Source organism: Aminobacter sp. UC22_36, from assembly GCF_044056035.1.
GTDB lineage: Bacteria > Pseudomonadota > Alphaproteobacteria > Rhizobiales > Rhizobiaceae > Aminobacter.
This window is the reverse complement of record NZ_CP171995.1, coordinates 204,859-219,601: the sequence shown is the minus strand read 5'-3', so window position 1 is coordinate 219,601 and position 14,743 is coordinate 204,859. Positions and strand designations below refer to the sequence as shown.

Sequence of the window (14,743 nt, the reverse complement as noted above, 5' to 3'; positions counted from 1 at the left end):
GTCACTTGTTCCGCAGACGCGGGTGGATGGCGTTGTTTTTCCAGCTCAGCTCGGCGTCGATCTCGCGGATCTCGAGCGAAAGCGCGAAATGAGGCGTGGCGAAAAGTGGCGCGAGAAATGCGTTGGCGGCAGCGAAGATTGCCGTGCCGGCACGTTTCTTGTCTTCGGCGGTACGGCCTGCGCCGATCCTGAAGCTCATGTCGATGAAGGCGTTTTCGGCCACGCGGTCGGCGACGGCATAGGCGTCGGCGCGCAGTGCCCGCACCCTGATGGCGCCGTGCTCGAACAGGCCGGTGTCGAGGATCGCCTGCGACAGCTCCCCGCACAGCGCCGGCATGTCGACGCGACCGTCGAGATTGGCCGAATATTCGAAGGTGAGGTGAGGCAAGGCGCGTCTTTCCGCACAGCTGGTGTTTCGATATTTAACATGTTAAATAGTTTTCCAGGCCGCTGTCAAGGACGCTTGTGCCGCCACAATTTGGCTGGTTGCCGCTGTCGGGCGTTGCTCCGTCGAGGCGCCGGTATTATCGGGGATTGAAGTGGAATGCCGGCGCGTCCGCCGCCGCCATCAGGAGTTCGCCTTTGCTGCAAAGCACCCGACGTTCATTGCCGATGTCACTGCTGCGCGCCCGCGAAGTGGTGATGGCTCAGTTCCGACCCATACTCGCCCAACATGGCGTGTCGGAGCAGCAATGGCGTGTCCTCCGCGTGTTGGGCGAGCAGAGCCCCCTCGACGCGACGGAGCTCGCCGAACGAGCTTCTATCCTAGCGCCGAGCCTGACGCGGATCATCAAGGCGCTGGAGGAGCGCAAGCTCATCACCCGTGGCAAGGTCGACGGCGACGGGCGCCGCGTCATGCTGGCGATCGCGCCCAAGGGGCAGGTCCTGATATCAGAGGTCGCGCCCGAGAGCAGCGCCATCTATGACGAGGTCCAGCGGCGCATCGGACACGAGCGCTACGAACAGCTGCTCGACCTGCTCGAGGGGCTGATCGACCTTGAGAAAATTTGACGTCAGCGCGCGGGGTCCGTGGGCCTACATGATCTTTCGCTTGAGAACCGCAGGCCTTCCAGCTGCTCACGCCCGAACAGGCCGGGGCCGCGATCATGCAGCGTCACCTTGGTCGAATCTGGCTGGCGGAACATCGTCGCCGCGATGCCGCTCGATATGCCGGACAGGAATTTCTTGGCGCAGCGCGGAAGCCTAAGAGGTGGAACATGTCGCGGACAACGCGCTAGCCGCAACCATTCGACATCATCGAACTGGTATCTCCAGATCCTGAATTTCTGGTACTTTTTTTCGACTGCTATCAGTGTCTTTCTTCTGCCCGTCACAGAAAGACAAAAGGGATCAGCGACATGAGACTGACGGGCGGCCAGATCGTGGCCAGGGCGTTGAAGGAATACGGTGTCGAATATGTCGCCGGCGTTCCGGGGCACGGCATCTGGTCGCTGTTCGATGCCTTTCTCGCTGAAGGTTCGGACATCCCCTTCATCCAGGTCATGCACGAGCAGAGCGCGGTGCATATGGCTGACGGCTATTTCCGCGCCAGCGGCAAGCCGATGGCCTGCTCCACCTCGATCGGACCTGGAGCCACCAACACGATCATCGGGCTCGCCACCTGCTACACGGATTCGATACCGGCGTTTTATGTGTCTGGAGGTCCGGCGACGCATATGAAGGGTCACGGCGTCATGCAGGAGCTTGAGCGCCAGCAGGAAAACGCCTTTCCGCGTATCACCGAGCAGGTGACCAAACGGGCCTACAAGGCGGGGCGTGTCGACGAACTGCCCTTCATCATGCACCGCGCCTTCAACACCATGCTGTCGGGGCGTCCTGGCCCCGTGCATGTCGAAGTTCCGATGGACATCCAGACTGCCGCCGCCGACGTCACCATCCACCCATTGGCGCAACGCATGGCTGTTGGCGTCGCCTATCCCGATCCAATCGCTGTCGAACGGGCGACAGCCCTGCTGCTGTCGGCCGAACGTCCGGTCATCCTTGCCGGTGGCGGCGCGATCAGCGCCAACGCTTCGCTGGCCTTGACCGCGCTTGCCGAAAAGATCGGAGCTGCGGTCTCGACGACATGGAACGGCAAGGGCGCGATCTCGGAAGACCATCCGCTGTCGATCGGCGCGATCGGCCAGACCGGTACCTCGTGCGGCAACAAGATCACTGCCGGCGCTGATGTCGTCATGTCGGTCGGCTGCCGCTTCACCGACTGGTCCGCGTCGAGCTACCGCAAGGGGGCTTCGATCTCGATCCCTCCGGGCAAGCTGATCCATATCGACCTCGACCATCACGAGATCGGCAAGAACTATGCCACCGAGGTCGGTATTGTCGCCGATGCTCGCGTCACGCTTGAAGCCATACTGGCGGCGATTTCCGACCAGCAGGCGGCCAGGGTGATGAACCGCCGTGAGCGCTACCTGGCCGACATCCATGCAGCCAAGGCCGAGTGGGAAGCAATGCTTGCGCCGCGCCGGGATTCGCACGAAAGCCCGTTCACCTCGCAGCGCCCGCTTGGCGCGCTGCGCAACGTGATGGCGCGCGACGGCATCATCCTCGCCGGTTCGGGCAATACGCAAGGCGCCGTCAAGCAGACCTTCCCCGTCTATGAACCACGCACCCATTTGACCTCGGGATCGTTCTCACCAATGGGCTGGGCGGTGCCGGCGGCGCTTGGCGCCAAGCTCGCCATGCCGGACCGGCAGGTGGTGGCGGTTGTCGGCGATGGCGATTTCATGATGTCTTTGCCCGAAATGGCCACAGCCGTCATGAACGGCATCCCGGCGGTTTTCCTGGTCCAGAACAACCGCGGCTACATGTCGATCCGCGGCGGCCAGCGCAAATTCATGGGCCGGCATGTCGCCAGCGAGTTCAACTATCACAAGGGCAATGGCGAACCCTATTCGGCCAACATCGCCGAAGTGGCGAGGAACTTTGGCATGGAGGCGTGGAAGGTCGAGGAGTCCGGCCAACTGGAGAAGACCCTGAAGATGGCGCTCGATTGCGGCGCGCCCGCACTGGTCGAGGTGACGACCTCTCGCGACGCGGCCGGGCCCTTTGTCACGGGATGGTGGGATTTTCCGTCACCTGAATATTACGACAAGGAACAGGAAGCCTATGCCGAGGGCCGCGCCCTGGAGCAACACCTGTAAGCGCGGCTATCGCGCGCCTGCACAACATCTATCCAGGACATCACCCGGTTTCAGCGCTGCGGCTGCGGCGGCGACGGCCGGATTTTGTCAGCAAGGCCAGAAAGGTCACTGTCATGATAAGAAGAATGAAGTCGTCGCTGCACGCAAGCGAGACGGCGCAGGCAGCGGTCGCCCTGACAGCGACAGTCGAGGCCCTGCTGGCGCAAGTTGAAAAAGGCGGCGATGCGGCGGTGCGTGCGCTTTCGGTCAAGTTCGACGGGCTTGACCGCGCCTCCTATCGTCTGACCGATGCCGAGATTCAAGGCTGCATCGACAGTCTTACCAGCCGCCAGCGCGCCGATATCGAATTCGCGCAGGAGCAGGTCCGTGGCTTCGCCGAGGCCCAGAAGAATGCGCTGAGGGATATCGAGGTCGAGACCTTGCCGGGTGTCGTACTGGGCCACAAGAACATCCCGATCGCCAATGTCGGCTGTTATGTGCCTGGCGGCAAATATCCGCTGCTTGCCTCCGCCCACATGTCGGTACTGACCGCGAAGGTTGCCGGTTGCGATCGCGTCATCACCTGCGCGCCGCCGTTTTCGGGCGAAATCGCGCCGCTTATCGTTGCAGCCCAGCATCTGGCCGGTGCCGACGAAATCTATTGTCTTGGCGGCGTTCAGGCGATCGCGGCGATGGCCTTTGGAACTGAAACCATGGCCCCGGTCGACATGCTGGCCGGCCCCGGTAACGCCTATGTCGCCGAAGCCAAACGTCTGCTGTTTGGACGCGTTGGCATCGACCTGTTCGCCGGCCCGACCGAAACGCTGGTCATCGCCGATGACACGGTCGATGGCGAATTGTGCGCGACCGATCTGCTCGGCCAGGCCGAACACGGCGTCAACTCGCCTGCCATTTTGCTGACGGTCTCGGAAAAATTGGCCAAGGACACGCTTGTCGAAATCGAGCGCCTGCTGAAGGTATTGCCGACCGCGGCCATCGCGCGCCAGGCGTGGGACGATTATGGCGAGGTCATCATCTGCGACACTGTCGACGAATTGGTCGCCGAGGCCGACCGCATCGCTTCCGAACATGTGCAGGTCATGACCGCCGATCCGGACTATTTCCTGCACAACATGAAGAATTATGGGGCGTTGTTCCTCGGCGCGCGCACGACTGTCGCTTATGGCGACAAGGTGATCGGCACCAACCACACGCTGCCGACCAAGCAGGCAGCGCGCTATACCGGTGGCCTATGGGTCGGCAAATTCATGAAAACCTGTACATACCAGCGGATTTTGACGGATGAAGCAGCGGTGCAGATCGGTGACTATTGCTCGCGCCTTTGCATCATGGAAGGATTTGTCGGCCACGCCGAACAGGCCAACATCCGCCTCAGGCGCTACGGCGGCAGAAATGTCGCCTATGGCAGCGCAGCGAAGTAGGTGAAGGGGCGTCCAAGCGGGGTCCGAACCGTGGCGTGCCTGACCATCCTACGATTTCAGGATAGCTGATTGACCGATGCTGACTGGTTACACCGACCGCCTGAGTGCCCGCCCGGGCGAAGTACTTTCGTTCATGGTCAGCACGGACGCGCCGGTGTTCCGGGCCGAGATCGTGCGTCTGTTGCATGGCGATGCCGACCCGCGTGGGCCGGGCCGCCGGGAACTGCCCGTCGAGACTGTGGCCAATGGCGAATACCCTGGCATTGAGCAGCCGCTGTTCCCAGGCTCCTGCGTCGTGGTCGCCGATCGCACCGAGCTGCGGCTGACTGGGGACTTCACACTCTTCGCCTGGATCTGTCCGACGCGGCCTGGCCACGGCGAACAGGTCATCCTTGCCAAGGAGGGAGCAGACAAGGCCGGATATGCTCTCGGCCTGACCGATACCGGCCAGCTCTTTCTGCGTATCGGTACGGCACGGATCGAAGGGCCCGTGCCCGTGCTGGACCGTCGCTGGCATTGGATCGCTGCGCGCCATGAGGCTGGCACGGGGGCGGCGCGGCTGTCGGCCGGCTTGCACGCAGCTGACCTGTCCGTCGTTGGTGAGTTCGGAGCTGCCGGGCATTTGCCAAATGCTGCGGGTTCGGACGCCGATCTGCTGATCGCCGCGTCGATGCAAGATGGCCGTCCTGGTCAGTTCTACAACGGGCTGATCGCTGATCCCTGCATCTTTGGAAAATGCCTGACTGATGCAGAGATTGCAGCGCTGGCGCAGGGCGTGGACTTTGCCGTGCTGCCACAGCCCGTCATCGCGGCCTGGGATTTTAGCATCGGCAGCGACGGCCCGACGGTGCTGGATGCCGGAGGACGGGGATTTGACGGCACGACAAATCAAATGCCGGTCCGCGCCATGACCGGCCCACATTGGAACGGCGCAACGAACGACCCAAGGATCGACCCCCGCGGCTATTGCGCTATTCACTTCCATGAGGACAGCCTGTCGGACGCCAACTGGCGGCAGAGCTTTACCTTCACAGTGCCTGACGATTTGCCAAGCGGCGCCTACGCGGCCCGGCTGACAGCCGGCGACGAGACCGATCACCTTCCCTTCTTCGTCTGCCCGCCTGAAGGGCGCGCCACGGCACCGCTGGCGCTGCTGGTGCCGACCTTTACCTATCTCGCCTATGGCAGCGAGATGTGGAGGGATTACGGGCTCAACTGCCTTTACGACCGTTACATCGATGGGGCAGGGGTACCGCTCGCATCGCTGCGACACCCGATCAAGACCTTCCGGCCGGGGCGGGGATTGTTGAAATCGGTAACTGGCGAGCGCTTCGGCCGCCACCTGTGCGCAGAGCTGTATTTCATCGACTGGCTCAATGCCATCGGCCAGTCGGTGGACATCATCACCGACCACCAATTGCACCGCGAGGGTGCGGCGCTGCTGAAACGGTACAAGGCGGTGGTGACCGGCTCGCATCCTGAATATGTCTCGGGGCAGATGCTGGATGCGTTGGAGAGCTATCTTGGCGCCGGAGGCAGCTTGGCCTATCTCGGCGGCAACGGGTTTTACAGCGTCACTTCGCTGTCGGGGGATGGCACTACGATCGAAGTGCGTCGCCCCAACGGTACGCGGCCCTGGTCCTCCAATCCCGGCGAAAGCCACCATGCCCTAACCGGAGAGATCGGGGGTCTCTGGCGATCTCGCGGACGCGCGCCGCAGCGCCTGGTGGGCGTCGGCTTCACGGCCCAAGGCTGGACCTCGCACGACGCGTGCGGTCTGCCGCGTCCATATCGGCAGGTTGGCGATCGTAACCATCCGCTGGTTGCGGAGCTGCTTGCCGGCATTGCCGAGGATGAGATGATCGGCGACTTCCAGACATTGGGACTTGGCGTCGGGGCCGCCGGCGACGAGGTCGACCGCGCCGACCTTGTGCTCGGTACGCCGGCGCACGCATTGTTGCTGGCGACGGCCACAGGCTTTTCGACGGACTACCAGCTTGTTATCGACGAGCGCCGCGACGTTAATGAGGCCTCGACGCTTCCGGACAATCCTTTGGTGCGGTCGGACATTGTCTGTTTCGAAACCGCGCAAGGTGGCCTGGTCTTTTCGGTTGGCTCCATGCAGTGGTTCAGTGCGTTGTCGCATAATCACTACGACAACAATGTCGCGCACATGACTCGCAACGTGTTGAAACGGATGCTCGGCTAGCCTTCATGGCAGATGCTGGCGGATGGCCTGGTTGAGCTTGTGCAAGGCGCGGGGGATCTGCTTCTCGTCGGTCGCGGCATAGCCGATCATCAGGCCATAGTCGGCCGCGCCGTGGACGTAGTGGGCCGACAGGGGCGTCGTGTTGACGCCGGCCTTGAGCGCGCTCCTGGCGATGGCGACATCGTCGGCCTTGCAGCGGAAGCGCCATGTCGTCTGCAAGCCATTGCCTTCATCGACTTGTTCCATGACATCGCCGAAAAGTGCGGTTGCGTGGTCCGCCAGCAGTGCCCGCTTTGCCGCATACAGCCGCTTCATCCGTCGCGTGTGACGCGCGAAATCGCCGTTGCGGATGAAATCGGCCAGCACTGCCTGCGTGACCAGGGGTGCTGCGGTTCCCATCAGGAAGTTCGCCTTGCGTACCGGCGGCACGACCTCGCCGGGAAAGATGATGAAGCCGAGGCGAAGGTCCGGCAGCATGGTCTTGGCAAACGACCCGACATAGATCGTACGGTGATCGATATCCTGTGACTGCAGGGTCGGAACGCGATTGCCGCTGAAACGGAACTCGCTGTCGAAATCGTCCTCGATCACCCAGGCTTCGGTTTCGGCCGCAAGTTGGAGCAGGCGAAGGCGCTGTTCGATGCGCATCGTCGAACCGAGTGGAAACTGGCATGACGGCGTCAGATAGATCAGCTTCGGCCGCACCGCCGAGATCGACTTGAGGTCCCAGCTGCGCCCGTTCACCGCCAGCGGCTCGATGCGCGCCCCGGCCGCCCCGAATGCCCCGTGTGCCCCAGTGTAGCCGGGTTCTTCGATCATCACCGGGTCGCCGACATCGATCAGCAGATGCGCCAGCAATGTGAAGGCGCTCTGCGCGCCGCCGGTCACCATGATCTGGTCTGGTTGGCACTTCACGCCGCGCGACGACTGCATGTATTGGGCGATCACCTCGCGCAGGCCCTGATGGCCACCATAGCTGTGGTAGCCGAACGTTTCGCCAGGCATGTGGCGCATATGCTTCGACACCAGGCGGCGCCAGATGGTGAAGGGAAAGGCGAGGGCGTCGGGCAGGCCCGGCTGCAACGAATAGTTCCCCGGGAATCCAGTTTCGTGGCGCAGCGTCACCAGTGTCTGGCCGCGCCGCGAAAGATTGTCCTGGAGCTGTGGCAGGTGATCGGCCTCGCGACTGTTGCCCGCGGACGGAAGCGGCAGGACCCTTGCGCGCGCTCCTTTTCTGGTCTCGATATAGCCTTCCGTCTCCAGCTGTTCGAAAGCTGCGATCGTCGTGGTGCGCGACAGGCCGAGGTCTGCCGCAAGCGCGCGCGTGGACGGCAGGCGCCCGCCGTCCTTCAAGATGCCCGCCCTGATCTGGTCGCGGATTTGCCGATACAGTTGCTGAAACATCGGCGCCGGGTCGTGCGGGTCGATCATGGTTGAGTCGATGGCGATGTCGCGGATCGGCTCGCTCAAACTGGTATCCTCATTTTGTCTGTTTCTGGCGATTTTCGTGCTGTCAGTAGTCTCCTATCGTTCCGGGCTCAAGACCAAAGTCAAGTCGGGAACCAGGCGATCCATGAACACGCAAATGCTGAGAAATTCTGCTCATGAAGCCGAAGCAAGCGCCAAACACCTGATCTTCCCGCTTGTGCCGCGCGAGGACATGGCGACCTACGGCCCGAGCATCCTGATGTCGGGCAGCGGTGTCCATGTGACCGACCAGCACGGCACGACAATGCTCGACATGATGAGCGCAACAACCCGTGCCGGATCGCTCGGCTATGGCAATCGCGAGATTGCACACGCGATGTATGACCAGGCGGTCACCATGCATTATTCGGGTGCGGGGCGGAACACCAACGCACCCGCCGCCCAGCTGGCCGAGAAGCTGGCCGAGATTACACCTGGCCGGCTGAATCGGGTGACCTTCACCTCAGGTGGTTCGGAAGCCACCGAGACAGCGCTGAAGATCGCCAAGCAGTATCTGCAGCAGAGCGGTCGCAAGCCGCGCGCCTTCAAGGTCATTTCGCGCTGGAGCGCCTATCATGGCGCGACCATGGGGGCACTGTCCTGCACCGACTGGCTGGCGGTGCGCGATGTGCCGGATCCGCGTGTGCCCGGCCACAGCTTCGTCGCCAACCCGATGTGCTACCGCAACCCCTACGGTCTGGACGAAGAGACCTATTCCGATATCTGCGTTGCCCATCTCGAGCGCCAGATCCAGCTTGAAGATCCCGAGCTTGTCGCAGCCTTTATCGGCGAACCGTTCCAGCAGGCCAATGGTGTGCAGATCCCGATGCCGAGCTACTGGAAGAAGGTCCGCGCACTCTGCGACAAATACGGTATCATCCTGATCATCGACGAGGTGATCACCGGCTTCGGTCGCACGGGCACCTGGTTTGCTACGGAACAACTGGGCATCGAGGCCGACATCCTCAACATGGCCAAGTCGATGGGCGCTGGCTATGCCCCGATCGGCGCCGTCATCACCAGCGACGAGATTGCCGACGGCATCAGCCATTTCCGCCATGTCCACACCTATAGCGGCCATGCCATCTGCTGTGCTGCCTCGCTCAAGGTTATCGAAATCATGGAGCGCGAGAACCTGGTCGAGAATTCGAACCTGCTTGGCAGCGAATGGCAGCAGGAGATGAAGACCGCCTTTGGCGACCATCCGATTGTCGGCGACATCCGCGGCCGCGGCTTCTGGCAGGCGATCGACTTCACCACTGACAAGGCAAGCCGGGCTGCCTTCGCCGACGATACGGTTGTTGCGATTGCCAAGCGTGCACGCGAACTGGGTGTCATCGTCGGCCCGATCGGTACCGCAATCGAAATCGCTCCGGCCCTCGTTGCGACGCGCGACGACCTCGCACAGTGCACTCAGGTGATGAAGCAGGCGATCGTGGAGGTCTCAAAGCAGCGAGGTCTTGGCAGACACTAGGACTGGAGCACGTCGCTTGGCTCGGGCCGAAACCGGATGCAGGAAATTGACGGAAGGTATAAGTAACCCCATGATTTCAAATCTGAATTCTGGTCAGCCGCGCTTTTGGCCGGCAGCACCGGGCATCGGGCACGACCGCCCTGCAGGGGGCGCGTCAAGTGCCAGAACAAACAGTGGGGGATACGCCATCGTGAACGACCGGGGGCCGGATCAAAACACAACAGGGCCGCGAGCACATGCTGGCCTTGACGCAGCGCGCACTGTCTTGCTCGGCATCGATCGCGTCAGCAAGCGCTTCGGCGTCGGCGGGGGGCAGATAACGGCGCTCGAGGACGCCAAGTTCGAAATCTTCGACAATGAGTTCTTCACCTTGCTTGGCCCGTCGGGCTGCGGGAAGACGACGCTGCTGCGGATCATCGCCGGCTTTGAACACCCGACCTCTGGCCGAGTCTTGCTCGACGGCCGCGATATCGGCCACGAGCCGCCGTACAAGCGCCCGGTCAACACGATGTTTCAGAGCTATGCGCTGTTTCCGCATCTCAACGTGCGTCAGAACATCGCCTACGGGCTCGAAATGCTGCGCTGGAAACCGGTGGACATCAAACGCCGTGTCGACGAGGTACTCGACCTTGTCCAGATGCCGGCCTTTGCTGACCGCCGCACCACCGAGATGTCGGGCGGGCAACAGCAGCGGATCGCGCTCGCCCGGGCGCTGGCGCCGCGCCCACGCGTCCTGCTGCTCGACGAACCGCTTTCGGCGCTCGACCTGAAGCTGCGCAAGGCGATGCAGACCGAATTGAAGCGGTTGCAGAAAGAAACCTCGCTGACCTTCGTGATGGTCACGCATGACCAGGAGGAGGCCCTGGCCCTGTCGGACCGGATCGCGGTGATGAGCAAGGGCGAGGTGCTGCAGGTCGCGTCGCCCGAAGACATCTATGCGCGTCCGCGAACCTGCTTCGTCGCCGATTTCATCGGCGAAGCGAACCTCATTCCGACCGATTTGCTCGGGCTTGCCGAGGGCAACACGATTTCGATCCGTCCCGAGCAGATATCGCTGCAGGCCCCGCCCGCCGGGGGCAGGCGCAGTCTTGAGGCCACGGTCGTCGCCCTGACCTTCCTTGGTGCCGATACGCTGATCGAGGCGCGCAGCGCAGGCGACATACCGATCCGGGCGCGGGTGCGCGGAGCGGTGTCAGGCCTGTCAGTTGGCGACCGCGCCAACTTTGCCTGGGACCAATCGAGCGAGTGGTTGCTCAGCGAATGAACACCAAGATCACCACAATGCTGCTGCGCTCGCCGGTCCTGGTGACCATGGTGCTGTTCATGCTGGTGCCGATGGCGCTGGCGGTCGTTTATTCCTTCATGACCAACGGCGCGTATGGCGGCGTCAAGATGCCGTTCACGGCGCTGGCCTATCGCCAGTTGCTATTCCAGGAGGATTTCGACGGCAATCTGGTGTTTTCGACCGGCTATCTCACCATTCTCTGGCGCTCGGTGTTGCTGGCCGCGTTGACGGTGGTCGCCAGCCTGCTCATCGGGCTGCCGCTGGCCTGGCACATGGCGTGCAGCGCCCCGGCGAAGCGGGCCCGGATGTTGTTGCTGATCACCTTGCCATTCTGGATCAACACCTTGATCCGCACCTATTGCTGGGTTCTGATCCTGCGCGACGAGGGCCTTTTGAACGGCGGATTGCACCGGATCGGCCTCGTCGAAGACCACATCCAGTTCCTCTACAACGACTTCGCGATCCTGTTGGGCATGGTCTACACCTATCTACCCTTCATGGTGCTGCCGATCTATGCCGTGCTCGAGCGGGTCAATGGCGATGTGATCGAGGCATCGCACGATCTTTATGCCGATCGCTGGAGCACCTTCCGTCGCATCGTGTGGCCACTGGCCAGGCCGGGCGCGGTGGCAGGCAGTCTGCTTGTCTTTGCGCCCGCGCTCGGCAGTTTCCTGGCGCCTGACCTGCTCGGCGGCGGTCGCCGCCTGATGATTGGAAGCCTGATCCAGCTGCAGTTCAGCAGTTCGCGCAACTGGCCGTTTGGCGCAGCCCTTGCCACCGTCGTCTCGGTGGCCATCCTCGCGGCGCTGTTTTTGGTCGTCCGCAAGACCTTCAACAAGGTGTCGGTACGATGAGCGGCAGGCCGTTTGACTGGAAGGCGACGCCAGGGCTGAGGACACTTTCCTGGACCGTGTATCTGTTCCTGTATGCGCCGCTGCTGGTGATCGTGATCTACAGCTTCAATGTCGGCCGCCAGGCAACGATCTGGGAAGGCTTCAGCTTCGACTGGTATTTCAAGGTCTTCCAGAACCGGGATATCGGGGTTGCCCTGTCCAACAGCCTGATTGTCGCCGTCGCCTCGATGATCCTTGCCACGCTGCTTGCGGTGAGTGCGGCCCTTGGCTTGCGCCACGCCAGGGGCGGCGGCGGCGGCCAAATCACGCTTGGCCTGATCCTCATGCCGCTGGTCGTGCCGGAGATCGTGGTTGCGGTCGCAACGCTGGTATTCTTCTCCAGCATCGGCCTGAAGCTCGGCCTCGGCAACCTGATCATCGCCCATACGGTGTTCTGCGTACCCTTCGCCTACCTGCCGATCCAGGCGCGCCTCGCCAACATGGGCTCGGCGGTCGAGGATGCGGCGCGCGACCTCTACTCGGACGAATGGCAGGTTTTCCGCCGGGTTACCTTGCCGCTGCTTTTGCCGGCCATTCTCTCAGGTGCCATGCTGGCCTTTGCTTCGTCGCTCGACGACTTTCTCATCAGCATGCTGCTGGCGGATGCCGGCCAAACCACTCTGCCCGTCTACATCTACGGAATGCTCCGCCTCGGTGTGTCGCCAGAGGTCAACGCGGTTTCGACCCTGCTTCTGGTGTCGTCCGTGGCGATTGTCCTTGTCGCCTTGCGGCTGCAAGGCATGAGCAAAAAATAACAGTGGCTAAAACCAACAGGGGAAAACAATGAACCGAAAACTGAAAATCTTGCTGGCTGCAGGAACCGCCTTTGCCTTTGCCGGTACCGCTGCGCTGGCCGCCGACACGCTGCACATCTACAACTGGAACGGCTACATCTCGCAGGCAATGCTGGACAAGTTCACCGCCGACACTGGCGTGGCGGTAGCGCTCGATACCTATGACAACAACGAGACGCTGCTGTCTAAGCTTCGCGGCGGTTCCAGCGGCTATGATATCGCCATTGCCTCGACCGATTTCATTCCGATCATGAAGTCGGAAAAGATGATCCAGCCGGTGAACATCGCCGAGCTGCCGAACTACGGCAATCTCGATGCGCAGTGGAAGACGTCCGCGTGGGATCCGGGCAATGTCTATTCGATACCGTATTTCTGGGGCGTAACCTCTTATGCCGTCGATACGGCTGCCTATAAGGGGCCGACCGACAGCTTGTCGCTGCTGTTCAATCCACCCACAGAACTGCAAGGCAAGGTCGGCATGTTCTCGTCGCCGACCGAGGTGATCGCGCTTGCCATGCGCTATCTCGACATCGAACCGTGCACGACGGACTCAGCAAAACTAAAAGCGGTCGATGCGCTGCTCCAGGCACAAAAGCCCTTCGTCAAGATCTACGATTCATCGGGGATCATGGGGCGGCTGGTTTCGGGCGAGGCGGTGATCTCGCAGGTCGCCAATGGCGAGGCGCTGACTGCCAGACAACAGAAGCCAACGCTGAAATTTGTATTCGCCAAAGAGGGCGGCGTGGCCTGGATCGATAACGTCGTCGTTCCGGCTTCGGCCGCCCGCCCGGACCTCGCCAAGAAGTTCATTTCCTTCTTGATGGACCCCACCAATGCCGCCATGCAGCAAAAGGATGTCGGCTACCCGACGGGCATCAATGGCACCGAACCGATGCTGCCCGAGGAGATCGCGAGCGCACCAGAGGTGCAGGTGCCGACGGACTACAAGAAAGTGGTCAACCCAGTTTGCTCGGAAGAAGCGACCAAGAAGTACGACCTGATCTGGACGCGCTTGCGGCAATAAGTCGGCAACGCGCGGGAGCAATGTGTTTCCCGCGCGCTGCAGCCCACTGGCTGCACGCGGCCATGCCGGTGCTGACAGCCGCTGACCGCTTTTAACCCCAGCCACAATTGACAACCTAGGGACAGTGCAATGCAGAGCTTGGTCAACAGCCACCTGATGCCATTTTCGAACGTGGCTCATTTGCCGCTGGCCGAGAAATTCGAGGCGACGCGCGTCGCTGGCTACAATGCCCTGTCGCTGATGCCTTACGAGGTGGAGCAGATGGCAGCAACAGGTGTTTCGCCGAAGCACGTGCGCCAGTGCGCCGACGACGCTGGCATGTCGATCCTGCGGCTTGACCCGCTCAACACGTGGTCGCGGGTCTGGCTGCCCGACAATATGGACGACGCCTACATAGCCACCGTCGACACCAAGCAGGATCGGGTATTCGCGCTGTGCGCCGAACTCGGCTGCCGTTCGGTCAGCCTGAATGCCACGTTTCCGCGCGGCTCGATGCCGCTGGACGCGATCATCGAGGACTACGCCAAAATCTGTGCCGCCTCGGCGCGTTTTGATCTCGACTGTTCGCTGGAGTTCATTCCGCTGTGGGGCGTGCCGACCTTGGCTATGGCCTGGCAGATCGTTCAGGCCGCCGGCGCCGGCAATGGGGGGCTGGTTTTCGACACCTGGCATTTCGTGCGTGGAAAATCCGACCTCGCCGATCTGCGCGCCATTCCCGGTGACAAGATCCATTGTGTCCAGCTGAATGATGGACCATTGGCGCTGCCCGCCGGCGTGACAATCAAGGACGATTGCTACGACCGCAAATTTCCAGGCGACGGCCAGTTCCCGAATGTCGAGATCGTGCGGATCCTTTCGAAAACCGGAGGCCTCAACCAGGTCGGTGCCGAGGTGTTCTCGCCGATGCTGAAGAACATGAGCGCCAAGCAGGTGGGCGAGATTTCGCGCCGATCTGTGGAGGAGGTGCTGCGCCAGGCAGCCGGATCGTGAGAGGTCCAATCCTGGCCGTCAGATG

General features: G+C 62.0%; 12 protein-coding genes. 10 read left to right on the top strand and 2 right to left on the bottom strand.

The genetic code is table 11. The annotated features are described in order from the left end of the window. Position 1 precedes the first annotated feature (1 nt). Positions 2 to 388 (bottom strand): 5-carboxymethyl-2-hydroxymuconate Delta-isomerase, encoded by a 387-nt coding sequence (locus tag ACHMW7_RS01015; RefSeq protein WP_395446588.1) that lies wholly within the window; start codon positions 386 to 388, stop codon positions 2 to 4. 224 nt (positions 389 to 612) lie between these two features. Here ACHMW7_RS01015 and hpaR point away from each other — a divergent pair, with 224 nt between their 5' ends. The 4 genes from hpaR to ACHMW7_RS00995 all read left to right on the top strand — a co-directional run bounded on the left by hpaR (position 613) and on the right by ACHMW7_RS00995 (position 6,791). Next, on the top strand, positions 613 to 1,011 hold the full coding sequence (gene hpaR / locus ACHMW7_RS01010) for a homoprotocatechuate degradation operon regulator HpaR (protein WP_395446709.1): 399 nt from the start codon (positions 613 to 615) through the stop codon (positions 1,009 to 1,011). 347 nt (positions 1,012 to 1,358) lie between these two features. Beyond that, entirely contained in the window at positions 1,359 to 3,161 is a 1,803-nt protein-coding gene (locus tag ACHMW7_RS01005) for a thiamine pyrophosphate-binding protein (protein WP_395446587.1), read from the top strand. A 125-nt stretch (positions 3,162 to 3,286) separates the two neighbouring features. Next, positions 3,287 to 4,582, top strand: coding sequence for a histidinol dehydrogenase (gene hisD / locus ACHMW7_RS01000; RefSeq protein ID WP_395446586.1), 1,296 nt, complete (start codon positions 3,287 to 3,289; stop codon positions 4,580 to 4,582). Between the two features lie 76 nt (positions 4,583 to 4,658). Continuing rightward, positions 4,659 to 6,791, top strand: a complete 2,133-nt coding sequence (locus ACHMW7_RS00995) for a N,N-dimethylformamidase beta subunit family domain-containing protein (protein ID WP_395446585.1) — start codon at positions 4,659 to 4,661, stop codon at positions 6,789 to 6,791. Positions 6,792 to 6,794: 3 nt separating this feature from the next. Here ACHMW7_RS00995 and ACHMW7_RS00990 read toward each other — a convergent pair whose 3' ends face one another. Next, positions 6,795 to 8,261 (bottom strand): PLP-dependent aminotransferase family protein, encoded by a 1,467-nt coding sequence (locus ACHMW7_RS00990; protein ID WP_395446584.1) that lies wholly within the window; start codon positions 8,259 to 8,261, stop codon positions 6,795 to 6,797. Positions 8,262 to 8,376: 115 nt separating this feature from the next. Between ACHMW7_RS00990 and ACHMW7_RS00985 the strand changes: the two genes are divergently transcribed. The 6 genes from ACHMW7_RS00985 (at position 8,377) to ACHMW7_RS00960 (ending at position 14,718) form a co-directional block, all read left to right on the top strand. Continuing rightward, entirely contained in the window at positions 8,377 to 9,732 is a 1,356-nt protein-coding gene (locus ACHMW7_RS00985; RefSeq protein WP_395446583.1) for an aspartate aminotransferase family protein, read from the top strand. Between the two features lie 16 nt (positions 9,733 to 9,748). Next, a complete protein-coding gene (locus tag ACHMW7_RS00980; RefSeq protein ID WP_395446582.1) occupies positions 9,749 to 10,996 on the top strand; it encodes an ABC transporter ATP-binding protein in 1,248 nt (415 codons plus the stop codon). Beyond that, on the top strand, positions 10,993 to 11,871 hold the full coding sequence (locus ACHMW7_RS00975; RefSeq protein WP_395446581.1) for an ABC transporter permease: 879 nt from the start codon (positions 10,993 to 10,995) through the stop codon (positions 11,869 to 11,871). Before ACHMW7_RS00980 ends, ACHMW7_RS00975 begins: the two co-directional genes overlap by 4 nt. Continuing rightward, on the top strand, positions 11,868 to 12,665 hold the full coding sequence (locus ACHMW7_RS00970) for an ABC transporter permease (RefSeq protein WP_395446580.1): 798 nt from the start codon (positions 11,868 to 11,870) through the stop codon (positions 12,663 to 12,665). Before ACHMW7_RS00975 ends, ACHMW7_RS00970 begins: the two co-directional genes overlap by 4 nt. A gap of 28 nt (positions 12,666 to 12,693) precedes the next feature. Then, positions 12,694 to 13,728, top strand: coding sequence for an extracellular solute-binding protein (locus ACHMW7_RS00965; protein ID WP_395446579.1), 1,035 nt, complete (start codon positions 12,694 to 12,696; stop codon positions 13,726 to 13,728). Between the two features lie 129 nt (positions 13,729 to 13,857). Further along, complete coding sequence (locus tag ACHMW7_RS00960; RefSeq protein ID WP_395446578.1) at positions 13,858 to 14,718, top strand: sugar phosphate isomerase/epimerase family protein; 861 nt, start codon at positions 13,858 to 13,860, stop codon at positions 14,716 to 14,718. Positions 14,719 to 14,743: the final 25 nt, after the last annotated feature.